Consider the following 23,718-nt stretch of genomic DNA (forward strand, 5'->3'; position numbering starts at 1 on the left):
GGATCCCCGTACCAATCGCAACGATGTACGGGGAGGTCCCACTTGAGGGGAATCCGACCGACCAGACGGCTGACCGCGCTCGGCTCCGCGGGGGCGCTGGTCACCGCGACGCTGATAGCCGGCGCCGTGGCGGCGCCGTCGGCCACCGCCGAGACGCGCCACAACGGCCAGGACCGGGAGGCCATCGGCGCCGCCATCGCCGCCGCGCGGGCGGCCCACGCCGGGATCGACTGGCAGGACTGCCCGGCCGACTGGGGTTTCGAGAAGCCCATCCAGTGCGGATGGGTCACCGTGCCGGTCGACTACGCCCACCCGTTCGGCAAGCAGATCAAGCTCGCCGTCGACCGCATCGGGAACACGGGCACCAAGGAGGAGCGCCAGGGCGCCCTCGTCTACAACCCGGGTGGACCGGGCGGCTCCGGACTGCGCTTCCCACGCCGGGTCACCACCAAGAGCGCCCTGTGGACCAACGTCTCGAAGGCGTACGACTTCGTCGGCTTCGACCCGCGTGGTGTCGGCCACTCGGCGCCCATCTCCTGCGAGGACCCGCAGGAGTTCGTGAAGGCGCCCAAGGCCGACCCGGTGCCGGACACCAACGCGGACAAGCAGGCCCAGCGCAAGCTCGCACGGCAGTACGCCGAGGGCTGCCTGGAGCGCTCCGGCCGCACTGTGCTCCAGCAGATGACCACGGCCAACACGGCGCGTGACCTGGACGTCATCCGCGCCGCGCTCGGTGAGAAGAAACTCAACTACCTGGGCGTCTCGTACGGCACGTACCTCGGCGCCGTCTACGGCACGCTCTTCCCGGGCCACGTCCGCCGCATGATCGTGGACAGCGTGGTCAACCCGGCGCAGTCGAACATCTGGTACGAGGCCAACCTCGGCCAGGACGTCGCCTTCGAGGGCCGCTGGAAGGACTGGGAGGACTGGGTCGCGAAGAACGACGCCACCTACCACCTGGGCACCACCCGCGACGCCGTCCAGGCGAAGTGGCTCCAGCTGCGCGCCACCGCGAAGAAGAGCCCCATCGGCGGCGTCGTCGGCCCCGCGGAGCTGATCTCCTTCTTCCAGAGCGCTCCGTACTACGACTCCTCGTGGGCGCCGACGGCGAGCGTCTTCAGCAAGTACGTCGCCGGGGACACCCAGGCGCTCGTGGACGCGGCGGCACCCGACATGTCGAACACGGCGGGCAACATCACCGCCGAGAACGGCAACGCCGTCTACACGGCCGTCGAGTGCACCGACGCCAAGTGGCCGACCAGCTGGAGCAAGTGGAACCGGGACAACACCCGGCTCAACAAGGACTACCCGTTCATGACCTGGGCGAACGCCTGGATGAACCTGCCGTGCGCCACCTGGCCGGTCCAGCAGCAGACACCGGTGAACGTGAAGACCGGCAAGGGCCTGCCGACCGTCATGATCGTGCAGTCCACGCGTGATGCCGCGACGCCGTTCGAAGGCGCGGTGGAACTGCACAAGCGCTTCAAGGGCTCCCGTCTGATCATCGAGAACGGCGCGGGCTCCCACGGTGTGACAGGCCTGGTCAACCCGTGCATCAACAGCCGGGTGGACACCTACCTGCTGACCGGCAGGACGGACAGCGCCGACGTGACCTGCACGCCGCACGCCACGCCCACTCCGTAACCGGCAAGAGCGCGTGAAACGAGGGAGGGGCGGCCGATCCCGGCCGCCCCTCCCTTCGTGCGTACGGCGTACATCAGCTCAAGGGCAGCCGCAGGCGCCTGGAGGACTTCTCCCCTTGATCCGCGTCCTCCGCCTTCGCGACCGTCGCGTACTTGTCGACGTACTCCTGCTCGGACAGCGTCAGGATGGCGTACATGATCTCGTCCGTGACCGCGCGCAGAATGGCCCTCTCGTCCTCCATCCCGGCGTACCGGGAGAAGTCCAGGGGCTTACCGAAGCGGATCGCGATCGGGTGCAGGCTGGGAAGCCGCTGGCCGGGCGGCTGGGCTTCGAACGTGCCGATCATCGCGCAGGGGATGACCGGGACTCCGGCCTTCAGGGCCATCACGGCGACGCCCACCTTGCCCTTGTACAGGCGGCCGTCGTGGGAGCGGGTGCCCTCGGGATAGATGCCGAGCAGCTCGCCCTTGCTCAGCACACCGACACCCTCGCGGATCGCGGCCTGTGCCGCGTCCTTCCCGGAGCGGTCCACCGGGATCTGCCCCACAGCGCGGAAGAACGAGGCGGTCAGCCGGCCCTTGATACCCGGACCCGTGAAATACTCCGCCTTCGCCAGGAAGGTGATCCGGCGTCTGAGTATCACGGGCATCAAGAAGTGGTCCGAGAACGAGAGATGGTTGCCCGCCACGATCGCCGGGCCGTCCTCCGGCACGTTCTCAAGGCCCTCGATCTGCGGCCGGAAGAGAAGTCTCAGCAGCGGTCCGACAATGAGGTACTTGAGAAGTTGGTAGAACAATGGGTCGCTCCTCGCTCCGGCGGATCGGCTCGACCGCTGCGTTCTGGCAGCTCAACCGGCCTGTGATGAGGCGCCAGTCTAGGCTCAGGCAGGGTCGGCCGGAACCGCGCGCGAGCGGAGTCGGCCGGAAGCAGACGTTTCTGACGGACCGGCAGCAACCCCTGTGCCGGAAAGCGCCTCGTGAGGTCCGTGAGGGCGTCCGTACGGAGCATTCGGTGACAGTGCGCAGATGGCCGGTCACGGATGGTCGTTGTCGCCCTGCTCGCGACGGGAGGACGCGTCGTCCCCGCCACGGCCGCGCTGCTGCCGCTCCTGTCGGCGCTCCCGCCGGTGCTGGCGTGCCTGGAGCTCCTGCTCCTGGGCGCCGAGGGTTTCCTCCGTCATGTCCTTGAGGTGGCCCGACGCATCCGTCTGCCGGTCACGTTCCCGGTCGGCCATGTCGGCTCACTCCTCGCTCAGATGCCCGGTCAGGGTGAGGGAGAGGCGTGGCTGCGCCCCTGCTCAGCGTGGCACGGGCGGCCATCCCCCGCACATCGGGCGCAATACATGTCACCGGAACGGTGCTCCCAGTCGACGGGGGCATGCGGGCCCGAGGCGGCGGAGCGGGCATGGCACCCGGTACTCCGGAGGGAATCCGGGGCACCGGGTGCCGCGCGTCTCAGGCCCCCAGCACCTTCTCCAGGGAACCCAGCGCCGACCGCAGCTCCTCGTCGGTGATCGTCAGCGGCGGGGCCAGCCGGATCGTGGAGCCGTGGGTGTCCTTGACCAGGATCCCCTCCCGCATCAGACCCTCGCTGATCTCGCGGCCCGTGCCGATCGCCGGATCGACGTCGACGCCCGCCCACAGCCCCCGGGAGCGGAAGCCCACGACGCCCTTGCCGACCAGCGCCGTCAGCCCGTCCCGCAGCACCACGCCCAGCTCGGCCGCCCTGCGCTGGAACTCGCCCGTCTCCAGCAGCCCGACCACCGCCGAGCCGACCGCGGCGGCCAGCGGGTTGCCGCCGAACGTGGAGCCGTGCTCTCCCGGGTGCAGCACCCCGAGCACATCCCGGCGCGCGACCACCGCGGACACCGGCACGATGCCGCCGCCGAGCGCCTTGCCGAGCAGGACGACGTCCGGGACCACGTTCTCGTGCTCGACGGCCAGCGTGCGGCCGGTGCGGCCGAGACCCGACTGGATCTCGTCGGCGATGAACAGGCACCCGGCGCGCCGGGTCAGCTCGCGGACACCCGCGAGATAGCCGTCGTCCGGGATGATCACGCCCGCCTCGCCCTGGATGGGCTCGATCAGCACCGCCGCCGTCGTGTCGTCGACGGCCGCCTCCAGCGCGGCGATGTCGTTGTACGGGACGATCTTGAAGCCCGGCGTGAACGGCCCGAAGCCGGTCCGTGCCGTCTCGTCCGTGGAGAAGCTGACGATGGTCGTCGTACGGCCGTGGAAGTTGCCCGCCGCCACCACGATCGTCGCCCGGTCGGCGGGGACACCCTTGACCTCGTAGGCCCACTTGCGGGCCACCTTCACCGCGCTCTCCACGGCCTCCGCGCCGGTGTTCATCGGCAGCACCATGTCCATGCCCGTCAGGGCGGCCAGCGACTCGGCGAAGCCGGCCAGCTGGTCGTTGTAGAAGGCGCGGGAGGTGAGCGTGAGCCGGTCGAGCTGGCGGTGGGCCGCCTCGATCAGGACCGGGTTGCGGTGCCCGAAGTTGAGGGCCGAATAACCGGCGAGCATGTCGAGGTAGCGACGGCCCTCGACGTCCTGCACCCAGGCACCCTCGGCGCCCGCGACGACCACAGGCAGCGGATGGTAGTTGTGCGCGACGACCGGTTCCTCGGCGCTGATCAGCTCGGCGGACGAACGCGTACGGGCGGGTGCGGTCATGAACGGATCTCCTGGGTGCAGCACTTGATGCCTCCGCCTGCCTTGTGGAACTCGGAAAGGTCGACGGGGACGGGGTCGTAGCCGTGGTCGGCGAGCCGTGAGGCGAGGGCCTCCGCCTTCGGCGCGATGAAGACATGGCGCCCGTCGGAGACGGAGTTCAGACCGAAGGACACCGCGTCGTCCCGGGTGGCGAGCACGGCGTCCGGGAACAGCCGCATGAGCACCTCCCGGCTGCCGGGCGAGAACGCCTCCGGGTAGTACACGATGTTGTCGTCGTCCAGGACGAACAGCGCCGTGTCCAGGTGGTAGAAGTACGGGTCCACCAGCGTCAGGCTGATCACCGGGTGCCCGAAGAACTCCTGCACCTCGCGGTGTGCCTCGCGGGTCGTACGGAAGCCGGTCCCCGCCAGGACGTAGCGTCCCGTCCAGACCAGGTCGCCCTCACCCTCGCAGACCGACTCGGGGCGGTAGACGGTGTAGCCGGCGTTCTTGAACCATGTCTCGTAGTGGACGGACTCGGGGCGCCGCTCGGGCGCGTGGAACAGGGAACCGAAGACACGGCCGCCGACCACGACCGCCGAGTTGGCGGCGAACACCATGTCCGGAAGGCCGGGGACCGGATCCACGGTGTCGACGGTGTGGCCGTGGGAACGGTAGGCGCTGATCAGGCCCTCCCACTGCTCCTGTGCCAGGTCCACGTCCACTGCGGTATCAGGATGCATCCACGGGTTGATCGCGTACTGCACGGCGAAATGTCTGGGTTCGCAGACGAGAAAGCGCCGCCGGCGCGGCACACGGCTGTCGGGCACAGAGGGGTACCTCCGCTTCCTGAGGGTGTCGTGTGGGTTGACACCAAGGTAGGAAGTGACGCGGACGCGCGACAAGAAAGGATGATTGCGCGTTCACGCAGCAATACTGCGTCTTGCGGCTGGTCAGCGCATGTCTGCTGCGCCATTCGGGGCAGGGTGGCTCGCCCCCGCCTCCGGACTCTCCGGGAGAAGGTGGGACAGCACCATCACGCTGATCGTCTTGCGGATGAACGGCTCCGTACGGATGCGCTCCAGCACCTCCTCGAAGTGCTCGACATCCCGGGCCCGTACGTGCAGCAGCGCGTCCGCGCCGCCCGTCACCGTCATCGCAGCCGTGATCTCCGGATGGTTGCGCACGACCTCCGCCAGCCGCCTCGGCGGGGCCGCGCCCTCGCAGTACACCTCGACATACGCCTCCGTGCGCCAGCCGAGGGCCCACGGCTCCACGGTGGCCGTGAACCCGGTGATCACACCCGTCTCGCGCAGCCGGTCCACCCGGCGCTTGACAGCGGTCGCCGACAGGCCGACGGCCGAACCGATCTCGGCGAAGCTCGTCCTGGCGTTCGCCATCAGAGCCGTGATGATCTTGCGGTCGAGCTCGTCGAACGCCGCTGGCCTGCTGTTCATGCCGGCACTGTACCCACAGCCGTACGCATGTCTCAGGCGTTGTGCAGGGCCACCATGCCGAGCGTGATCAAGCCGAGGATCACCCAGCCGAACCACAGCAGGCCGCTGCTGCCGAACGCCACCGTGTAGGCCGTCACCACCACGAGCCCACCTATGGTGAGCGCCCCCATCGCCTTCGTGGAACCGGGCATCGCGACACCCTCCTCATGGTTCGTCCCTCCCCATGGTGCCCCCGTTCCGGCTGCGCACGGTGCACACGACCAGATGAGTTCCGGACATCCACGCTCCCTTCCCCGTCCAGGAGGCCGCCTCGTAGCGCGCAGGGTCGTAGCCGTACTCCCGCGGCGGCACATCCCGCGCACAGGCCGCGTCCGAAAGGCTCCGGGCCTCGCCGAGCGTGGTACCGGGATCGAGGCGAGTGAACCCGAGAACCCGCTGGTCGTGCGCTTCCGAGCAGGAGACGAGCCGGGCGGCCCGTTGCGAGGGGGCGGCCAGGCAGTCCCGCTTCTCCATGTCGGCCGTGTCGGCGAACGCCATACCCGGCCGGCGGAAGTCCCCGAGCGGCCCGTACACCGGCCCGTGCGCGCCCAGCAGCAGACAGGCGGTACGCCGCCCGGCCGCCTCGAAACCCGTGCCGGTCGGCACCACGGCATAACCGCGGACGTCCGCGAGCCGCTTCCGGATCTCCTGGGTGCGCCGCTCGCACTCGGCGGCCCCCTGTCCGCGCGCCTGGGCCGCGGACGCGTTCGCGACGAGGGCGATGACCTGACCGTCCGGGGACGTACCGGCGCAGCCCGGGGTCACGGTCAGCCGGGGCGCACCGCCCTCGAAGGGCCTGCCCGGCCAGTCGGCGACGACACAGTCCCCCTCCCGCAGCGGCCGGGTCAGGGCGACCGCGTCCCCGTACGGTTTCGCCGGGCCGCCGGGTGCATGCTGGGCCACGGCGTACCAGACCCCGCCCAGGGCGAGGACCAGCCCGAGAGCGCAGGCGCCGAGGGCGCGCAGCACATGCGACCGCCGGGGGTGCCGCTCACCGGGGGCGAGCGGCGGCCCGGGCCGCGCCCAGGCGGGGCGGGTGCGCACCCGCGGGGGCGTGGGGTGGCCGGAAGTCGCCGAGGGACGACGGCCACCGGCCGTCCGGCGGGGCGAGGTTTCCGTCGCCGGCGGTGGCTGCCGCTTCGGCCGGGCCCGACTCCCCGGCCGCGTCCGCGGGTTGAGCATCGCCGCGAGGGCCGTCGCGGCGTCCGCGGCGGTGATCCGCTGTGCCGGATCCTTGACCAGCATGGCGGCGATCAGCGGTCCGAGCGCCTCCGCCCGTACCGGCGGACGCGGTTCGTCCAGCACCGCCGCCGTGACCTCGGCGAGCTGGGTGTCGCGTTCGAAGGGCCCGCACCCCTCCACGGCGAAGTACAGCGTGCAGCCCAGCGAGAACAGATCGGCGGCGGCGGTCGGGGGCCCGCCCATGGCTCGCTCCGGGGCCAGGTAGCCGGGCGTGCCGACCAGGGCGGACGTCAGCGTGTACCGGGTCTCGTCCGTGTCCGGCCGTACCGAGATGCCGTAGTCGGTGAGCAGGACTCGGGCGTACGGCGCGCCGGTGCGGTCGGGAGCCAGCAGGATGTTCGCAGGCTTCACATCGCGGTGCATGACGCCCCGCTCGTGCCCGGCGGTGAGCGCGTCCAGCACGGCGAGCCCGATCCGGGCGCACTCGGCGGGGGCCGGGGTACCCCGGCGCAGGACCCGGGCGCGCAGGTCCAGAGCCCCTTCCACGTACTCCATGACGATCCAGGGCAGACCCTCGTGCTCCAGGACGTCATGCACCGTCACCACATGCGGGTGACCGCGCAGCCCGGCCGCGTGCCGGGCCTCGGCGCGGGCCCGGGCGACCCGCGCGGCCCGCTCCCGCACCGCCTCCGCCTGGTCGCGGAACACGATCTCCTTGAGGGCGACCTCGCAGGCGAGCCGCTCGTCATGGGCGAGCCAGACATGGCCCATGGCGCCGCTGCCCAGCCGGCCCAGCAGCATGTAGCGGTCGGCGATGACCCGGCCCACTCCCTGCTGCGGTGATCCTGAGGCCATCCGGTCACTCCCCGTTGTTCCAGGTCGTTGCCGTTCCCGCCGAGGGGGCACCCGCCGGAGGCGACCCCGTCATCGGCTGGTCGGCGGTGGGCTGTCCGGTCCGGGGCGTGCGGGTCGGGGGAGTACTGGCCCGGAGCGTGTGCGTGGGGGATGTGCCGGACAGGGACGCGCTGGTGGTGGCCGGTGGGCCGGTGGATGACGACCGGGCCGGTGGGTCGGCGGATGACGACCGGGCCGGAGGGCCCGTGGCGGGCGTGCTGCTCGCCGGAGTGGCGCTGCCGGACAAGGAGGGACGGCCGCTCTCGCGCGGGGAGGTGAGCCCGCCCGAGGGGGTCCCGTCGCCCGAGGAGGATGAGGTCGCGACGCCGGAGCCCGGCGGCGAGACCGGATTCGAGCTGCGGGGCGGCATACCGGTTTCGCCGGATGCCGTCCCGCCCGTCGACGGGACGGCGTCCGACGGAGAGGAAGCCGACGGGAAGGAGGCCGACGGGGACGAAGGGGTGCTGTCCTTCGGATCCGGGCTCGTGCCGCCCGGGGCGGCCCCGCCCGGGCCGTCCGTGTCTCCCGTGGCCACCGAAAGGGTCACATACCGCCCGAACCCGAGCTCGGTCCCCGGTGCGGGATCCATGCCCGTGATCACCGCCCCGTCGGGTGGTGCCCCTTGGCCCGCGTAGGCGACCGCGAGCCCGGCCGCGGTCAGCCGTTGCACGGCCCCGGCGAACCCCGTCCCGGTCACATCGGGCACTGTGTGCCGCACCCGGGTGTCGAAGGCGCTGTCGTGTCCGCCCCCCGTACCCACGGGCCGTTCGATCCCGCGGTCGGGGTCGTCGACGTCGACCAGTGCGAGCCGCTTCAGCCGCGCCGGCGCGGGCCTGATGGTCACGACGGAAGCGCGGTCGTACCCGGGCCATTTCCCGTTGCCGTCGCCGAACTTGACGGAGATCCGGGTCGTGTCTCCTCGGAAGGGACGCAGTGGATTGCCGCACGAGCACTTGACCACGGGTTGCCCCCGCTGGTCCACCAATACCGCGATTCCGGCCTGTAGCACGGAGTCGAAAGGTATGGCCCTGCCTTTCCTGTATTCGTGGTTCTGTACGAGAGTGTCGTGGCGCAGAAGGACGGGAGTGAGCCCGTCCAGATATCCCGGGATCTGTGCCGGAGTGATTCCCTCGACCTGGGACCAGGCCTTGGCCTTACGGTCATTGCGCGGGTCGGTGAGGAATTCCTTCAGTCGTTCGACATCGCAGACGGTCGGCCTCCGGGAACCGCCGTAGAGCCCGGGGGTGCTGCCGGCCTGCAGGCCGCCGGGCACCTCCCGTATCCGGACCGTGGTGTCCTGGCCCAGACCGCTGCGCTCATCGAAGAAGGGTGCGAGCGACGGAACTCCGGCGGCGACGGCCCGTACCGCCAACGACTGCGCGTGGGTACCGCACCCCCCGAGAACGAGCACTGTGGCCAGCAGAAGTCCGATCCTCCGGAACGCCGGATTCCCGGCACGCCGCAGGAATGCGTGAGACGTCATCACCGTTCCCCCCGGTGGTCCCCCGCGCCCTGCAGAGCGGAGGCAGGGCGTCACGCATCAGGCTACCTAATAAGGGGGCATTTCATGCCGCTCGTCATGGCGTGAAATGAAAGGGAATTACGCGGCGCCGCGAAACTCAGCGGCCGCGTGCGTTGAGTGATGCCAGATAGGCGTTGTACGCCTCCAGCTCCTTGTCGCCGTCACGGTCGGCGGCCCGGTCCTTCCGCCTGGCCTGCCGCTGCTCCGAGCCGTACCACTGGAAGAGCAGTGCCAGGAGCACCAGCACGGAGGGGATCTCGCTGAATGCCCAGGCGATGCCGCCCGCCGCGGTCTGGTCGGCCAGCGCGTCGATGCCGAGCGAGGCCGAGGGGTGCTGGTAGGTGGCGATCATCGGCGAGGAGGCCATCATCAGCGCGATCCCGAAGAACGCGTGGAACGGCATGCCCGCGAACAGCTCCAGCATCCGCATCAGATAGCCGGGACGGTGCGGGCCCGGGTCGACCCCCATGATCGGCCAGAAGAACACCACGCCGACGGCGAGGAAGTGCACCATCATCGCTATGTGCCCGGCCCTGGACTGCATCAGCGTGTCGAAGAGGGGGCTGAAGTAGAGCCCGTACAGGCTCGCGATGAACAGAGGGATCGTGAAGGCCGGGTGGGTGATGATCCGCATGTAACGGCTGTGCAGCAGCTTCAGCAGCAGCTCGCGCGGCCCCGTCCGGCCGCGGCCCGCCGTCGGCAGCGCGCGCAGGGCCAGCGTGACCGGCGCGCCGAGCAGGATCAGGATCGGCGACAGCATGCTGATCACCATGTGCTGCACCATGTGCACGCTGAACATGACCATGCCGTAGTCGTTCAGCCTGGTGCACATGACGAGCAGTACGGTCAGCACACCGACGACGAACGCGATGGTGCGGCCCACCGGCCACTTGTCGCCTCGGCGGACGAGCCGTGCGACACCCCACCCGTACAGCGCGAGCCCGGCCAGGCAGGCGACGAGGAAGAAGGGGTCCGCGGACCATTCGAGACCTCGTCCCAGCGTGAACGGCGGCAGATCCATCGTCATGCCGTGCCCGCTGTGATCCATCCGCCGGCTCCTGGTTCGTGGGGGTTGAGTGCCGTCTGTCCGCACCAGAGTAGAACCGCCCCCGGCCGCGGCTGCGACCGGGGGCGGACTCCTGGCTTCTGCGGGGGACGGTCCCGTGCTACAGGACGCACTCCGCTTCCGCGTAGCGCTCCTCGGGCACGGTCTTCAGGCTCTCGACCGCCTCCGCCAGCGACACCATCACGATGTCCGTGCCGCGCAGCGCCGTCATCCGGCCGAACTCGCCGCGGTGCACGGCCTCCACGGCGTGCCAGCCGAAGCGGGTGGCGAGCACCCTGTCGTACGCCGTCGGCGTGCCGCCGCGCTGGACGTGCCCGAGGATCACCGGACGGGCCTCCTTGCCGAGGCGGTGCTCGAGTTCGAGGGAGAGCTGGCGGGCGATGCCGGCGAAGCGCTCGTGGCCGTAGACGTCCTTGCCGCCCTCGTCGAACTCCATGGTGCCCGGCTCGGGCTTGGCGCCCTCGGCGGCCACGACGATCGCGAACCGCTTGCCCGCGTCGAAACGCGCGCCGACCCGGGCCGCCAACTCCTCGATGTCGAAGGGGCGTTCAGGTACGACGATGGCGTGGGCGCCGGCCGCCATGCCGGAGTGCAGTGCGATCCAGCCGGTGTGGCGGCCCATGACCTCCACGATCAGCACCCGCTGGTGGGACTCGGCGGTGGTCTTCAGCCGGTCGAGCGCCTCGGTGGCCACGCCCACGGCCGTGTCGAAACCGAACGTGACGTCCGTGACAGCGATGTCGTTGTCGATGGTCTTGGGCACGCCGACGATCGGCAGGCCGTTGTCCGACAGCAGCCGGGCCGCCTTGAGCGTGCCCTCACCGCCGATCGGGATGATCGCGTCGAGGCCGAGTTCCTCGACATGCCCCCTGGCCCGCTCCACACCGTCCAGCAGATGCTCGGGACGGACCCGGGAGGAGCCTAGGATCGTGCCGCCGCGAGCGAGGATGCCGCTCACCGCGTCGAGGTCGAGCTTGAGGTAGTCGCACTCCAGGAGACCCTTCCAGCCGTCCCGGAAGCCGATGACCTCGTCGCCGTGGTCGACGACGGCGCGGTGCACGACGGACCGGATGACGGCGTTCAGGCCGGGGCAGTCGCCGCCGGACGTGAGGACACCAATGCGCATAGCCCGAAATACCTTCTCAACGTGGGCCGGGGACCGGACCGCACTGTCCGGCTGGTTTCCCGCCACCCTACCGGCGACAGCCCCCGCCCTCGCAGCACACGTCCGCCCACTGGACACCCCCGCTCACCTGCGCGCATCGCCCGTCAGACGGGCTCAGCCCGCGCTCCGCGCGGATCGCGGTACGTCTTCGTCCGCGAGCGCGCCGTGGCGTGTCGCGCGGTTCCCCGCGCCCCTGTCGGGAGGCCCACCGCGCGTCGCCGTCTGCGGTTGTCGTCGCGCGCGAAGCGCGCTCTTCAGGGGCGCGTGGAACCGCGCGACAAGCCACGACGCACCCACAGGTGAAAACGCACCTGACAAGGGGCGCGGGGAACTGCGCAAAAAAACCACAACGCCGCCGCAGGGAACGACGTGGCGCCACGCGGAGCGCTACGCGGGCTGCTCCGCGGCGGCGATCCGCTCGTTGCGCAACGCCTCGTACCACCGGTCGTCCACCGGCGGCAGCGCGTTGACATCGAGCGCCAGCTTCAGCAGCAGATCGGCGATCAGCGGGTTCCGGGCCAGCACGGGGCCATGCATATACGTACCGAAGACGGTGTCGTTGTACGCCCCCTCGGTACCGTCACCCGTCCCGTTCCCCTTGCCCAGCCGCACCTGGGCGAACGGCCGCGCGGTGGGCCCCAGGTGGGTGACGCCCTGGTGGTTCTCGAACCCGGTGAGCGAAGGCAGGCCGAGCCGCGGGTCGATGTCCCCGAGGACGTCGCCCACGCACCGCTCGCCCTCACCGCGCACCGAGACCACGTCGAGCAGGCCGAGGCCCGGCTCGCGCTGGCCGAGGTCGTTGATGAACTCGTGGCCGAGGATCTGGTAGCCGGCGCAGACCGAGAACACGATCGCGCCGTTCTCCACGGCCCGGTACAGGCCGCCGTCACGCCGCAGCCGCTCGGCCGCGAGGCGCTGCGGACGGTCCTCGCCGCCGCCGATCAGATAGATGTCCCCGGAGGTGGGGATCGGCTGGTCGCTGCGTACGTCCACGCGGGCCACGTCGAGGCCGCGCTGCCGGGCCCGCCGCTCGACGACGAGAGCGTTGCCCTGGTCGCCGTAGGTGCTCAGCAGGTCCGGGTAGATCCACACCAGACGCAGGCTGTTGTCACTCATCGATGATCGTCCTTCGTCCTTCGTGGTCAGTTGCCGACGCGGCGGCGCAGGTCCTGGAACGCGGTGTAGTTCGCGATGACCTCGATCCGGCCCTGCGGCGCGAGCTGGACGGCCTGGTCGAGGTTCTCGCAGACCTGGAAGGTCTGGTTCGCGACCTCCAGGCGCACGGCGAGGTCCAGCTTCCGGTCGCCGATGACGAAGATCGGGTGGCCGGTCAGCCGCGTGTAGTCCACGTCCCACAGCCAGGAGGTGTCGGTGCCGTCCGCGCCGCGCGCGTTCACGGACAGGATCACCGGGGTCGGCGGCGGGTCGATGAGCGAGAACGTCTCCAGCCAGCCGGCCGGGTTCTTGGCCAGGAGCAGACGCAGATCGCGCCCCTGGAACTGGACGACGTCGTAGCGTCCGGCCACCGCCTGCACGTGGTACATGCGTTCAAGGGCGACCTGCGGGGGCACACCGAAGACGGCGGCGACCGCGGCCGAGGAGGCGGCGTTGGCCTTGTTGGCGCGGCCCGGCAGCTGGAGGTGGATCGGCCAGGCGGAACCGTGCGGGTCGAGGACGTGGTCCCCGGACAGGGCCCAGGAGGGAGTCGGCCGGCGGAAGCCGCAGTCCCCGCAGTACCAGTCGTCGCCGGGGCGCTGCATGACACCGCCGCAGGACGGGCACGACCAGGCGTCGTCCTTCCACATCTGCCCGGCGGCGACCCAGATCACGTTGGGAGAGGACGAGGCGGCCCACACCACCAGCGGGTCGTCCGCGTTGGCGACGACGACCGCCTTGGAACCGGCCAGGCCCTCACGCCAGTTCTCGGCGAGCATACGGGTCTCGGCGGCGCGGTCGAGCTGGTCCCGGGAGAGGTTGAGCAGCGCGATGCACTTCGGGTCGGTGTCACGGGCGACCCCGGCCAGGTACTTCTCGTCGACCTCTATGACGGCGTACCGGGCGTCCGAGCCGCCGGCCAGCGCCGAGGTGATACCGGCCGGCATGTTGGCGCCGAGCGCGTTGGAGACGACCGGGCCCGCCGCGCGCAGCGCCTCGGCGATGAGGCGGGTGGTCGTGGTCTTGCCGTTGGTCGCGGAGACCAGGACGACGTCCAGGTTCTGGGCGAGCCGGGCGAGGAGGTCGGGGTCGAGCCTGAGCGCGACCTTGCCGCCGATGACCGATCCGCTGCCCCGCCCCGCGGCGCGCGATGCCGCGGCGACCGCCTTGCCCGCGGTCACGGCCAGCTTGGCCCGCGGCGTCAGCGGGTCCGAGTTGCCTGTCATCAGTTCTCGATCCTCCTTGCGTACGGCGCCGCGCGCTGTCCCGGGCAACGTGTGGACCTCAGCCTATCGAGATCCATTCGCACACCCGAACCGCGGCACCACCTTGCGGCCCACGTGGCATCGGGGGCGGCATCCAGGACCGTACCCTTGCCGCCATGCGAAACGGCTCCATCCCCGGCTCCCGAGGGCGCGTGAGGCCCATCACCCTGCTCGGCGAGGGTGTGCTGCGCACACCCTGCGCGGACGTCACCGACTTCGGTCCCGAACTGGCCGGGCTCGTCGAGGACATGTTCGCCACCATGTACGCCGCGCAGGGCGTGGGCCTGGCGGCGAACCAGATCGGGCAGCCGTTGCGGGTGTTCGTGTACGACTGCCCGGACGACGACGATGTCCGCCATGTGGGACATGTGGTGAACCCGCGGCTCGTACGGGCGGACGGGATCGTACTGCGCGGGCCCGAGGGCTGTCTGTCCCTGCCGGGGCTCGAAGCGGGGACGGAGCGGTACGACCACGCGGTCGTCGAGGGCTTCACGGTTCAGGGCGAGCCGGTCACGGTGCACGGCACCGGATGGTTCGCCCGGTGCCTCCAGCACGAGTGCGACCACCTGGAGGGGCGGCTGTACGTGGACCGGCTCGGCGGCCGGCGCCACCGCCGCGTGATGCGGCAGGCGGCACGGGCGCCGTGGAGCAGGTGAGCTTCACGGCCGGACGGCGGGTCCGCGCCCTCATCTGATCGCGCCCGGCGGCCGGTCCGCGGGGCGCGCGTTCGCCGTACGGTCCGCCGGGCGTGCGCAGGCCCGGCGGACCGGCGGTCAGAAGCCGGGCCCGCCGACCCGGTCCCCGGCGGCGGCCAGCCGGCCCCACAGCAGATCGGCGAGGCTGCGTACCAGCTCGGTCCGGGTGCAGGGCCGTTCTCCGAGCCACCAGTCGCCGGCCGCGTGCATCATGCCGACGATGCCGTGTCCCCACACCCGGGCGAGCTGGTGGGTGCCCGGGCCGAGGTCCAGCCGGTCCTCGATGACCTGGGCCAGCTCCTCGCCCATGCGCCGCAGCACCGGGATGGAGTGCCGGCCCGTGTCGAAGCCCTGGTCGTTCTGTGAGCCGCCCTCCTCCGGATGCATCAGGAAGCGGTAGACCTGGGGGCGGGCCTCGATGGCCGCGAGATAGGTGTCCAGAGTGGCCTCGACCCGCTCCCGCCGGTCGGAGGGGGCGTCCAGTGCCGCCCGCAGCGAGTCGAGCAGCGCGTCGGTGTGGCGCTTGGCGAGCGCGGCGTACAGGCCGCCCTTGTCGCCGAAGTGGCGGTAGAGGATCGGCTTGGTGATGCCCGCCTCGGCGGCGATGGCGTTCATCGAGGCCTTGGGGCCGTCGCGCAGCACCACTCGGTCGGCGGCTTCCAGAAGTTCTCGCCGTCGGCGGTCGGCGGACCGCTGCTGATCGGTCCGCTGCGTGGTGTCCATGGTCTCTCCCCACCCGTGCTGTATCGGTGACGCCTGCGCAAACTAACACTGAAACGCAGGCTGGGATCGAACGAGCTGCCGACGTCCGGCGGGGCCACCGGGTACCGGCGTCACCCGAGCCCGGGAGTTGACTTTCCTACTGGCGAGTAACACACTGCGGTTACCGCAAGTAACATGTTAGCGCAGCGCTTGAGTACTGGAGGGGACATGGCCGAGTTCACCATGGAGCTCAACGACGAACAGAAGGAGGTCCGGGACTGGCTGCACGGCTTCGCCGCCGATGTGATCCGCCCCGCCGCCGCCGAATGGGACGAGCGTGAGGAGACTCCCTGGCCGGTCATCCAGGAGGCCGCGAAGGTCGGCATCTACTCCCTCGACTTCTACGCCCAGCAGTACTTCGACCCCACCGGACTCGGCATCCCGATGGCCCTGGAGGAGCTGTTCTGGGGTGACGCGGGCATCGCTCTGTCCATCGTCGGAACCGGTCTCGCCGCCGTGGGCGTCCTCGCCAACGGCACCGAGGAGCAGATCGGCACCTGGGTCCCCCAGATGTACGGCGACGCCAATGACGTCAAGGTGGCCGCCTTCTGCTCCTCCGAGCCCGACGCCGGCTCCGACGTGGCCTCCATGCGGACCCGCGCCGTGTACGACGAGGCCAAGGACGAGTGGGTGCTCAACGGCACCAAGACCTGGGCGACCAACGGCGGCATCGCCAACGTCCATGTGGTGGTCGCGGTCGTGGACCCGGAGGCGGGCTCCAAGGGCCACGCCTCCTTCATCGTCCCGCCGAACACCCCGGGCCTCGCCCAGGGCCAGAAGTTCAAGAAGCACGGAATCCGGGCCTCGCACACCGCCGAGGTGATCCTCGACAACGTTCGCGTGCCCGGCTCCTGCCTGCTCGGGGGCAAGGAGAAGCTGGACGAGCGGCTCGCCCGCGCGCGCGAGAGTGCGAAGACGGGCGGCGAGCGGGTGAAGAACGCGGCCATGGCCACGTTCGAGGCGTCGCGTCCGGCCGTGGGCGCGATGGCGGTGGGCACGGCCCGTGCCGCGTACGAGGTGGCCCTCGACTACGCCAAGACGCGTGAGCAGTTCGGGCGCCCGATCATCGACAACCAGGGCGTCGCCTTCCAGCTCGCGGACATGCGGACCCAGATCGACGCCGCGCGGCTGCTGGTGTGGCGGGCCTCGTGGATGGCGGTGAACGGCAAGCAGTTCACGGCGGCCGAGGGCTCCATGTCGAAGCTGTTCGCCAGCGAGACGGCGAAGAAGGTCACGGCCCAGGCCATCCAGATCCTCGGGGGCAACGGCTACACGCGGGAGTACCCGGTGGAGCGGATGCACCGCGACAGCGCCATCTACACGATCTTCGAAGGCACGAGCGAGGTCCAGCGGCTGGTGATCGCGCGCACGCTGTCCGGGATGCCCCTGCGCTGACGTCGTCGCGGGAGCGAGCGGCTCACCGGTGCTTCAGGGGCGTGAGCTGCTCGATGTCGTACCGTCTGCGCAGCGCCTCGATCGCCACGCGGTCCGGCGGGCCCCCGCTGCCCAGGATCTCCAGAAGCTCCTCGAAATACCGTTCGTGATCGGGCGGCGGGGAGGCCTGGAAGAACACCTTCGCCGGTTCCTCGGTCGGGTTCGAGAACGCGTGCGGGCACCCGGGCGGTACGACGATGACGGTGCCCGGAGTCGCCCGTACCACCCGGCTGCCCGAACTCGACTCCCACCCCTGCCAGTTGTCGGGAGTCCGAACTCGGGGCTCGAAGGCGAGCACGTCCAGTTCGCCTTCGAGCACATAGAACAACTCCTCGCTGCGGGTGTGCACATGGGCGCCGACGTCGAAACCCGGCGGCACGATCACCTCGAACGTGGACGCCGTACGCGAGTGCGAGCCCGTCACCTTGAACGTCACGTGCTGGGCCGGGGTCCGCACGACCCGTCCGTGTCCCGGCGGCACCAGCAGCCCCTCGGTCGCCCGCACGCCCCTGCCCACCGGTACTCCCTCCATCGCCGTCATCGGACGCTCACCACATCACGGGCAGGGCCTCGGGCCCTCGCATGAACGCGCCCTCGCGGAAAGGCACCTGGTCGGGCGGCACCGCGAGCCGCAGCCCCGGCACCCGCTCCAGCAGGGCATCCACGACGAGCCCGGCCGTCACGCCGGCGAGGCTGCCCGGATCGCGTTGAAGGATGCGGCACAGCAACTCCTCGACGGCCAGGTACCTGCTCTGCCGCTCGCCGGCCCGCAGCCGCTCTGCCAGCTCCGGACGGGTCAGCAGCACATGGAACAGCTGCCCGATCCCTTCCGCGACCGCCTCGCCGCCGATCTGCAGGAGCATCGAGAGCCCCACCGCCTCGTCCGGTGTCACCTCGCCCCGGCTCACCGCCGAGCCGAGCAGGGAGCCGATGTCCTGCCCGGTGCCGCCCTCGCGCAGACCGATCAGGGCGGCGAAGTACGTGCTCATCTCTTCCGCCGCCCGCTCGCCGACGCGCGCCCCCGGCGGGGAGTCCAGCACGAGCTGGGTCCAGGTGCGCATGTTCTGCCGGTCGGCGGCCGGCACCCCCATCAGCTCGCAGCTCACGGCGAGGGCGAAAGGGCCGAGCACGGTCGCGGTCAGGTCGGCGGGCGGCCCGTCCTGGAGCAGCTCGTCCACGAGTTCGCCGAGCATCCGGCCGGACCGCTCACGCACCCGCTCGATGCCCTGTGCCGTGAAGGCGGGGGCGACCGCGCGGCGCAGGGCCTCGCCGGACGACTCCGCAAGGCCGTCCGAGCCGCCCCGCGGTACGAAGCACGGGGCGAGCCGGGCGACCGGCCCGTCCTCGCGCATCAGCTCGGCCAGGACCGGCTCGAAGTCCACACCGGGTTCGGTGATCGTCTCTTCCGTCATCTCACTTGCTTCCGTTGCCGGAGATGTGCCAGCGGCCCAGAGCCATCTCCGCGGTGATGCCCGGCCCGAACCCCGCCAGCAGCCCGCGCGCGGTGTGCTCGGCGCCGCCCGCCTCGAACAGCCGGCGCAGAGCGTCCAGGACGACGGCGCTCGCGATGTTGCCGTACTCGGTGAGCGTGGCCCGGCTGAACCGGAACGCCTCCGACGGCACCCGCAGGAACTTGCTCAGGTCGTCCAGGATCCGCGGGCCACCCGCATGGACGATGTAGAAGTCCAGATCGGAGGCGTCCCAGCCGTGCTGCCTCGCCAGCTCCTGGAGCGCGGGGGCGAGCGGTTCCATGGTGGTCGGCACCCTCTTGTCCAGGAGGAAGTGGAAACCGGTGGCCCGGACGTCGTACGCGATCCACTCCTCGGTCTTGGGGATCAGATACGAGCCGTTGCGCTCCAGCTTGATGCCGGTGCCGCCCTTGCCCCTGACGACCGCCGCCGCCACTCCGTCGCCGAACAGCCCGTTGGACAGCAGCGAGCCGACGCCGAGGTCGGTGGGCTGGTAGCACAGCGAACAGAACTCGCAGGCCACGATCAGCGCGTTGGCGTCCGGGTAGGCCGTACAGAAGTCGTGCGCGCGGTTGATGGCCGCGCCGCCCGCGGCACAGCCCAGCTGGGCGATGGGTATCTGCCGGGTGTCGGTGCAGAAGGACATCGAGTTGATGAGCCACGCGGTCAGCGAGGGCATCATGAACCCGGTGCACGACACATAGATGATCACGTCGATGTCGGTGGGGAGCAGCTCGGCGTCGTCCAGCGCCCGCCGCACCACAGCGGGGACCCGGGCCTTCGCCTCGGCCTCGTAGAGGTTGTTGCGTTCCTCGAAGCCTGGGTGCTTCAGGGTCTCCTCGATGGGCTGCACGATGTGCCGGGTCTTGACCCCGGTGTTCTCGATCAGCCGCAACGCCAGCGGGAGTTGCGGGTGGTCCGGGTGGCGGGAGCGCGCCAGCTCGAGCGTGTCCTCCATCGTGATCACGTGTTCCGGGACGGTGACCGCGGGTCTGCACAGAGTCGCCATGGAGCGGTCCTTCTTTCGCCTTGCCGGGGAACAACCGTCCCCCGGCGGAAGGGGAACTCACCCACACAGGGGTGCCCGTCCACGATCACCCGCCGGGTCGGGGATATCTCGTCGGCGTACTCCACTCCAGCGATGTACGCACAGTGAAAAATACCTCACTGAAAGTTATTGTCGCAGATGGCGGTGCACGGGATTCGACCTGAACGGGGCCCGGGGCGTTGTCGGTATGCGGCTCCGCCGCGCGGGCGCGAAAGGCCATGAGGCATCCGCGGCCGGCAAGGCACCGTCACCGCAGCGAACTGTGCGCGATACAGGCCACATCGATCCGATCCGCCAGCTTCGCGAGCTCGATGGTCAGCGCGGCCACCGTGTCCTCGTCGAGCCCGTCCTCCCCGGCCTCCACGAGCCGCAACCATCGTCCGCCCAGCGTGCGCAGCAATTTGCTGACGTCCGCGGCCGACACCTGCAACGTGCCGTGGTGGTCGACGATCAGAGGCAGGGTCACTTCGCGGTTCATACCGAGGGATCGTAATCGCGCAACGCTCACGCGCCGTGCCACACCGTGGTGATGTTGCAGAACTCGCGGATTCCGTGTCCGGAAAGCTCGCGGCCGTACCCAGAGCGTTTGACCCCGCCGAACGGGAACGCGGGATGAGACGCCGTCATCCCGTTGATGTACACGCCCCCGGCATCGAGGTCCCGGACGAAACGGTCCAGCTCGACCCCGTTGTGCGTCCACACGTTCGAGCTGAGCCCGAACGGGGAGTCGTTCGCGATCGTCACCGCCTCGTTCAGGTCCGCGGCCCGGTAGAGCGTGGCGACGGGCCCGAACGCCTCCTCATGGTGGATACGCATCCGCGGGGTGACATCGGCGAGGACCGTCGGCGGGTAGAACCAGCCGGGCCCCTCGGGCCGCTCGCCGCCGCACAGCACCGTCGCGCCGCCGGCCACCGCGTCCTCCACGAGTGCCTCCAGATCCGCGCGGCCCTTCTCGGTGGAGAGCGGCCCGATGTCCGTGTCCTCGTCGAGCGGGTCGCCCGACTTCAGCGCCCTCATGCCCGCCGTGAACCGTTGGGCGAAGGCGTCGAACACGTCCGTGTGCACGATGAACCGCTTGGCGGCGATGCACGACTGCCCGTTGTTCTGCACTCGCGCGGTCACGGCGACCTCGGCGGCCCGTTCGACGTCCGCGGACGGCATGACGATGAACGGGTCGCTGCCGCCCAGTTCGAGAACGGTCTTCTTGATCTCGTCCCCGGTGACCGAGGCCACCGCCCGGCCCGCGGGCTCGCTGCCGGTGAGCGTCGCCGCCCTGACCCGCGGGTCGCGCAGCACCCGCTCGACCGCGCCGGAGCCGATGAGCAGAGTCTGGAAGCACCCTTCGGCGAAGCCCGCGTTGCGGAACAGGTCCTCCAGGTAGAGCGCGGTCCGCGGGACGTTCGAGGCGTGCTTGAGCAGCCCCACGTTCCCCGCCATCAGCGCGGGCGCCGCGAACCTGATCACCTGCCACAGCGGAAAGTTCCACGGCATCACGGCGAGCACCGGGCCGAGCGGCCGGTAGCGCACCAGCACCCAGGCGGCCCCCGAGTCCTTCACATCCCGCTCGGCGGGCTCCTCGTCGGCGAGCAGCTCCTCGGCGTGCTCGGCGTACCAGCGCATCGCCTTGGCGCACTTCTCCGCCTCGGCGCGGGCCTGCCTCACGGGCTTGCCCATCTCGGTGGTCATCACGCGGGCGATGTCCCGCACGTCCTCGCTGAGCAGATCGGCCGCCCTGCGCATCCGCAGCGCCCGTTCGGCGAACGTGGTCGTGCGGTGGGCGCGGAACGCGGCGTCGGCGACGGCGAGCCTGCGCTCGATCTCCTCCTCGCCCATCGGGTCGTACGTTTCGAGCGTCTGGCCTGTCGCCGGGTCGACGGTGGCGATGGGCATGGCTGACCTCCGGGGGACTGGGTCTGCTTCGACCTTCCCGCGCGGTGGCGGCCACCGCAACGCGACCGTCGTGCACTGCTCCGTTCGCCGTGGCGGGGGCGGTGTCACCGGCGACCGGTGCCGCTCAGCTCGCGGGTCCGTCATGGTTCGAGTGCTCGGCCAGCCGGTCGAGAAACGCTGCCTGCGCCGTCACGATCACCTCGCGTGCCCGGTCCAGGGTGAACCAGTCGACACGGTCCAGTTCGGGGAACTCCCGCACGGTTCCCGACTTCGGGGGCCACTCCATCGTGAACGTGCCCGGCACGATCGCCGCCGGGTCGAGGTCCGCCCCGATCGCCCAGACCGTGACCGTCTTGCCGCCCGACTGCCGCACCTCACCGAGCGGGACGGCCTCCCCGTCCGGCGGCGGCAGCCCGAGTTCCTCCCGGAACTCGCGGCGCGCGGCATCCCAGGGAGATTCCCCGTCCTCGTACTCGCCCTTGGGCACGGTCCACGCCCCGCTGACGCGACGGGCGAAGAACGGGCCGCCCATGTGCCCGAGCAGGACTTCCAGGTTCGTACCCGTGTGCCGGAACAGCAGCAGACCGGCGCTGCGCCTGCCCCGTCCGCTCATGGCGCGACCTCCGGATGGGCGGCAAGCAGCGTCGACACCGAGTCGGCCTCCTCGGGGCCCTTGTCCTCCCGGAAACGCACGACCCGGGCGAACCTCAGGGTGACACCCGCCGGATAGCGGGTCGAGCGCTGAAGGCCGTCGTACGCGATCTCGACCACGAGTTCGGGGCGTACGGTCACCACCCGGCCGTCGTCGTCCACGGCCAGTTGCCCGAGCCGGCCGGTCCCCCAGGTGAGCATCGCGTCCGTCATGCCCTTGAACGTCTTGCCGAGCATGGCGAACGAGCCGTCAGGGTTGCGCGCCCCGAGGTGCAGATTGGACAGCTTGCCGGTGCGGCGGCCATGACCCCACTCGGCGGCCAGCACCACCAGGTCGAGGGTGTGCACCGGTTTCACCTTGAGCCAGGCGGCCCCGCGCCGGCCCGCGCTGTAAGGGGCGTCGAGCGCCTTGACCACCACGCCCTCGTGGCCCCGCTCCAGGGTGCCGGCCAGGAACTCCTCCGCTTCGGCCACCTGCTGCGGCCCCTCCACGACCACCCGCCGTACCCGCATCGGTTCCGGTACGAGCCGGGCCAGCTCGGCGTGCCGGTCCGTGAAGGGAAGGTCAAGCAGGTCCCGGCCGTCCACGGACAGGACGTCGAAGAAGACGGGGGAGACGGGCACGGCAGCGGCGGCGGTCGTCACGTCGAGCCGGGAGCCGACACGCCCGGCGGTCTCCTGGAACGACCGTGGCCGCCCCCGCTCGTCCAGGGCGATGACCTCGCCGTCCAGGATGAACCGTTCACCCGGGAGAGCGAGGGCGGCCACCGCCACCTCGGGCAGCCGGTCGGTGATGTCGTCGAGGGTGCGGGTGTGGACGTGTACGCCCTCGTCGTCCCGGTGGACCTGGACGCGGATGCCGTCGAGTTTCTCCTCGACGGCGCAGGCACCCAGTCTGCCGACCGCCTCGGGGACCGACGACGCGGTCTGCGCGAGCATCGGCTGGACGGGACGGCCCACCGTGAGCCGGAACTCGCCAAGGGCCGCGGGACCGTCGGCGAGCAGGGCCCGCGCCACGGTCTGGAGCGAGCCCGCGAGCATGACGGCGCGCCGCACGTGCGCCGGATCGGCCCCCGTCGCCTCGGCCAGCCCCTCGGAGGCGAGGGCATCGAGCGCGCCCTGCCGCACCTCGCCGGTGAGCAGCCCGGTCAGGAACCGCTGCTCGTCCTCGGTGGCCGCCGCCATGAGCGCACCCACCAGCCGCCCCCGTTCGGCCTGGGATCCGGGCCCGGTGACAGCGCCTATCCGGGTGAGCCGGGCGTCGACGTCGCGCACCGTGAGCGTGGGCTCCTCGGCGGGCGGGACCCGCCGGCCGAGGAGCTTCCACCCGATGCCGAGGCGCCCCTGCGGCAGCCGGCCGGCCAGATACGGGATCACGACCGGCACGTCGTCCGCTTCCGCGGCCCGGAACAGCTCGCCGAGCAGCGCGATCTTCTTCGACCGCGCCGAGGTGGCGGAGACCTCCCGGGACACACGGGCGAGCCGGCTCAGCAGCATGCAGCCATGGTGCACCGAGGGCGTGCGGACTACACCCCCGCGATCGCGTCCAGGCCGGCCAGGACGGCCACGGCCGCTCGCTCGCCCGGGCGAACGTCTCATCATCCGCTGGTCCGTCGTGGCTGGTCGCGCAAGGGCTGCGGAGCCGCATACCGACAGAGCCCCGTGAGACCGGCCGATCTGGCGATCAGGGCAGTCGCAGGAACCTGTTGCGCTGTGGCGACATCTC

General features: G+C 70.8%; 22 protein-coding genes and 1 pseudogene. 3 read left to right on the forward strand and 20 right to left on the reverse strand.

The features are described from left to right. Positions 1–42 precede the first annotated feature (42 nt). Positions 43–1,644, forward strand: a complete 1,602-nt coding sequence (locus ABZ845_RS13985; protein WP_360977897.1) for an alpha/beta hydrolase — start codon at positions 43–45, stop codon at positions 1,642–1,644. 73 nt (positions 1,645–1,717) lie between these two features. On the opposite strand, the gene ABZ845_RS13990 is transcribed toward ABZ845_RS13985, so the two are convergent. The 12 genes from ABZ845_RS13990 to ABZ845_RS14045 all read right to left on the reverse strand — a co-directional run bounded on the left by ABZ845_RS13990 (position 1,718) and on the right by ABZ845_RS14045 (position 14,004). After that, entirely contained in the window at positions 1,718–2,440 is a 723-nt protein-coding gene (locus ABZ845_RS13990) for a lysophospholipid acyltransferase family protein (RefSeq protein ID WP_360977900.1), read from the reverse strand. 237 nt (positions 2,441–2,677) lie between these two features. Continuing rightward, complete coding sequence (locus ABZ845_RS13995; RefSeq protein ID WP_360977902.1) at positions 2,678–2,878, reverse strand: hypothetical protein; 201 nt, start codon at positions 2,876–2,878, stop codon at positions 2,678–2,680. A 220-nt stretch (positions 2,879–3,098) separates the two neighbouring features. Next, positions 3,099–4,319, reverse strand: a complete 1,221-nt coding sequence (rocD, locus tag ABZ845_RS14000) for an ornithine--oxo-acid transaminase (protein ID WP_360977904.1) — start codon at positions 4,317–4,319, stop codon at positions 3,099–3,101. Continuing rightward, positions 4,316–5,128 carry a dimethylargininase gene (gene ddaH, locus ABZ845_RS14005; RefSeq protein WP_360977906.1) on the reverse strand — a complete coding sequence of 271 codons (813 nt, stop codon included), beginning with the start codon at positions 5,126–5,128 and terminating at the stop codon, positions 4,316–4,318. Before ddaH ends, rocD begins: the two co-directional genes overlap by 4 nt. A 123-nt stretch (positions 5,129–5,251) precedes the next feature. After that, positions 5,252–5,755 (reverse strand): Lrp/AsnC family transcriptional regulator, encoded by a 504-nt coding sequence (locus tag ABZ845_RS14010; protein WP_360977909.1) that lies wholly within the window; start codon positions 5,753–5,755, stop codon positions 5,252–5,254. 32 nt (positions 5,756–5,787) lie between these two features. After that, positions 5,788–5,946: a hypothetical protein gene (locus ABZ845_RS14015; protein ID WP_360977912.1), complete on the reverse strand. Its 159-nt coding sequence runs from the start codon at positions 5,944–5,946 to the stop codon at positions 5,788–5,790. 13 nt (positions 5,947–5,959) lie between these two features. Further along, the gene (locus tag ABZ845_RS14020; RefSeq protein WP_360977915.1) at positions 5,960–7,831 is read right to left on the reverse strand and encodes a protein kinase; all 1,872 of its coding nucleotides are present in this window, start codon (positions 7,829–7,831) and stop codon (positions 5,960–5,962) included. Positions 7,832–7,835: 4 nt separating this feature from the next. Beyond that, positions 7,836–9,353: a DUF6777 domain-containing protein gene (locus ABZ845_RS14025; RefSeq protein WP_360977918.1), complete on the reverse strand. Its 1,518-nt coding sequence runs from the start codon at positions 9,351–9,353 to the stop codon at positions 7,836–7,838. A gap of 136 nt (positions 9,354–9,489) precedes the next feature. Continuing rightward, complete coding sequence (locus ABZ845_RS14030; RefSeq protein WP_360977921.1) at positions 9,490–10,440, reverse strand: cytochrome c oxidase assembly protein; 951 nt, start codon at positions 10,438–10,440, stop codon at positions 9,490–9,492. A gap of 118 nt (positions 10,441–10,558) precedes the next feature. Next, positions 10,559–11,584 carry a 6-phosphofructokinase gene (locus ABZ845_RS14035; protein ID WP_360977924.1) on the reverse strand — a complete coding sequence of 342 codons (1,026 nt, stop codon included), beginning with the start codon at positions 11,582–11,584 and terminating at the stop codon, positions 10,559–10,561. 426 nt (positions 11,585–12,010) lie between these two features. Continuing rightward, a complete protein-coding gene (locus tag ABZ845_RS14040; RefSeq protein ID WP_360977927.1) occupies positions 12,011–12,739 on the reverse strand; it encodes a glutamine amidotransferase in 729 nt (242 codons plus the stop codon). Positions 12,740–12,765: 26 nt separating this feature from the next. After that, on the reverse strand, positions 12,766–14,004 hold the full coding sequence (locus tag ABZ845_RS14045; RefSeq protein ID WP_360977930.1) for a MurT ligase domain-containing protein: 1,239 nt from the start codon (positions 14,002–14,004) through the stop codon (positions 12,766–12,768). A 155-nt stretch (positions 14,005–14,159) separates the two neighbouring features. Here ABZ845_RS14045 and def point away from each other — a divergent pair, with 155 nt between their 5' ends. Then, positions 14,160–14,699 carry a peptide deformylase gene (gene def, locus ABZ845_RS14050; protein ID WP_360977933.1) on the forward strand — a complete coding sequence of 180 codons (540 nt, stop codon included), beginning with the start codon at positions 14,160–14,162 and terminating at the stop codon, positions 14,697–14,699. A gap of 117 nt (positions 14,700–14,816) precedes the next feature. On the opposite strand, the gene ABZ845_RS14055 is transcribed toward def, so the two are convergent. Continuing rightward, entirely contained in the window at positions 14,817–15,461 is a 645-nt protein-coding gene (locus ABZ845_RS14055) for a TetR family transcriptional regulator (RefSeq protein WP_360977936.1), read from the reverse strand. Positions 15,462–15,668: 207 nt separating this feature from the next. Here ABZ845_RS14055 and ABZ845_RS14060 point away from each other — a divergent pair, with 207 nt between their 5' ends. After that, on the forward strand, positions 15,669–16,895 hold the full coding sequence (locus ABZ845_RS14060) for an acyl-CoA dehydrogenase family protein (protein ID WP_360977939.1): 1,227 nt from the start codon (positions 15,669–15,671) through the stop codon (positions 16,893–16,895). A gap of 22 nt (positions 16,896–16,917) precedes the next feature. On the opposite strand, the gene ABZ845_RS14065 is transcribed toward ABZ845_RS14060, so the two are convergent. The 7 genes and pseudogenes from ABZ845_RS14065 to ABZ845_RS14095 all read right to left on the reverse strand — a co-directional run bounded on the left by ABZ845_RS14065 (position 16,918) and on the right by ABZ845_RS14095 (position 23,489). After that, on the reverse strand, positions 16,918–17,475 hold the full coding sequence (locus ABZ845_RS14065) for a cupin domain-containing protein (protein ID WP_360977942.1): 558 nt from the start codon (positions 17,473–17,475) through the stop codon (positions 16,918–16,920). A 7-nt stretch (positions 17,476–17,482) separates the two neighbouring features. Further along, complete coding sequence (locus ABZ845_RS14070; RefSeq protein WP_360977945.1) at positions 17,483–18,346, reverse strand: cytochrome P450; 864 nt, start codon at positions 18,344–18,346, stop codon at positions 17,483–17,485. A gap of 1 nt (position 18,347) precedes the next feature. Beyond that, a pseudogene (locus ABZ845_RS14075) lies at positions 18,348–19,421 on the reverse strand (type III polyketide synthase); the annotation flags it as partial. Positions 19,422–19,698: 277 nt separating this feature from the next. Continuing rightward, positions 19,699–19,929, reverse strand: a complete 231-nt coding sequence (locus ABZ845_RS14080) for a DUF6213 family protein (protein WP_360977948.1) — start codon at positions 19,927–19,929, stop codon at positions 19,699–19,701. Between the two features lie 26 nt (positions 19,930–19,955). Then, positions 19,956–21,341, reverse strand: a complete 1,386-nt coding sequence (locus tag ABZ845_RS14085; protein ID WP_360977951.1) for an NADP-dependent succinic semialdehyde dehydrogenase — start codon at positions 21,339–21,341, stop codon at positions 19,956–19,958. 124 nt (positions 21,342–21,465) lie between these two features. Continuing rightward, a complete protein-coding gene (locus ABZ845_RS14090) occupies positions 21,466–21,954 on the reverse strand; it encodes an NUDIX domain-containing protein (RefSeq protein WP_360977953.1) in 489 nt (162 codons plus the stop codon). After that, on the reverse strand, positions 21,951–23,489 hold the full coding sequence (locus tag ABZ845_RS14095; protein WP_360977956.1) for an ATP-dependent DNA ligase: 1,539 nt from the start codon (positions 23,487–23,489) through the stop codon (positions 21,951–21,953). The genes ABZ845_RS14090 and ABZ845_RS14095 overlap by 4 nt, the downstream gene beginning before the upstream one ends. Between the last annotated feature and the right edge of the window lie 229 nt (positions 23,490–23,718).

Origin of the sequence: Streptomyces sp. NPDC047022 (assembly GCF_040644155.1) — a bacterium.
Classification (GTDB): Bacteria; Actinomycetota; Actinomycetes; order Streptomycetales; family Streptomycetaceae; genus Streptomyces.

Bases quoted from the DNA above. Each gene is read 5' to 3' on its own strand.
- ABZ845_RS13995 (WP_360977902.1), bottom strand. From the start codon at position 2,878: ATGGCCGACCGGGAACGTGACCGGCAGACGGATGCGTCGGGCCACCTC.
- rocD (WP_360977904.1), bottom strand. From the start codon at position 4,319: ATGACCGCACCCGCCCGTACGCGTTCGTCCGCCGAGCTGATCAGCGCC.
- ABZ845_RS14010 (WP_360977909.1), bottom strand. From the start codon at position 5,755: ATGAACAGCAGGCCAGCGGCGTTCGACGAGCTCGACCGCAAGATCATC.
- ABZ845_RS14015 (WP_360977912.1), bottom strand. From the start codon at position 5,946: ATGCCCGGTTCCACGAAGGCGATGGGGGCGCTCACCATAGGTGGGCTC.
- ABZ845_RS14020 (WP_360977915.1), bottom strand. From the start codon at position 7,831: ATGGCCTCAGGATCACCGCAGCAGGGAGTGGGCCGGGTCATCGCCGAC.
- ABZ845_RS14025 (WP_360977918.1), bottom strand. From the start codon at position 9,353: ATGACGTCTCACGCATTCCTGCGGCGTGCCGGGAATCCGGCGTTCCGG.
- ABZ845_RS14030 (WP_360977921.1), bottom strand. From the start codon at position 10,440: ATGGATCACAGCGGGCACGGCATGACGATGGATCTGCCGCCGTTCACG.
- ABZ845_RS14035 (WP_360977924.1), bottom strand. From the start codon at position 11,584: ATGCGCATTGGTGTCCTCACGTCCGGCGGCGACTGCCCCGGCCTGAAC.
- ABZ845_RS14040 (WP_360977927.1), bottom strand. From the start codon at position 12,739: ATGAGTGACAACAGCCTGCGTCTGGTGTGGATCTACCCGGACCTGCTG.
- ABZ845_RS14045 (WP_360977930.1), bottom strand. From the start codon at position 14,004: ATGACAGGCAACTCGGACCCGCTGACGCCGCGGGCCAAGCTGGCCGTG.
- def (WP_360977933.1), top strand. From the start codon at position 14,160: ATGCGAAACGGCTCCATCCCCGGCTCCCGAGGGCGCGTGAGGCCCATC.
- ABZ845_RS14055 (WP_360977936.1), bottom strand. From the start codon at position 15,461: ATGGACACCACGCAGCGGACCGATCAGCAGCGGTCCGCCGACCGCCGA.
- ABZ845_RS14060 (WP_360977939.1), top strand. From the start codon at position 15,669: ATGGCCGAGTTCACCATGGAGCTCAACGACGAACAGAAGGAGGTCCGG.
- ABZ845_RS14065 (WP_360977942.1), bottom strand. From the start codon at position 17,475: ATGACGGCGATGGAGGGAGTACCGGTGGGCAGGGGCGTGCGGGCGACC.
- ABZ845_RS14070 (WP_360977945.1), bottom strand. From the start codon at position 18,346: ATGACGGAAGAGACGATCACCGAACCCGGTGTGGACTTCGAGCCGGTC.
- ABZ845_RS14080 (WP_360977948.1), bottom strand. From the start codon at position 19,929: ATGAACCGCGAAGTGACCCTGCCTCTGATCGTCGACCACCACGGCACG.
- ABZ845_RS14085 (WP_360977951.1), bottom strand. From the start codon at position 21,341: ATGCCCATCGCCACCGTCGACCCGGCGACAGGCCAGACGCTCGAAACG.
- ABZ845_RS14090 (WP_360977953.1), bottom strand. From the start codon at position 21,954: ATGAGCGGACGGGGCAGGCGCAGCGCCGGTCTGCTGCTGTTCCGGCAC.
- ABZ845_RS14095 (WP_360977956.1), bottom strand. From the start codon at position 23,489: ATGCTGCTGAGCCGGCTCGCCCGTGTGTCCCGGGAGGTCTCCGCCACC.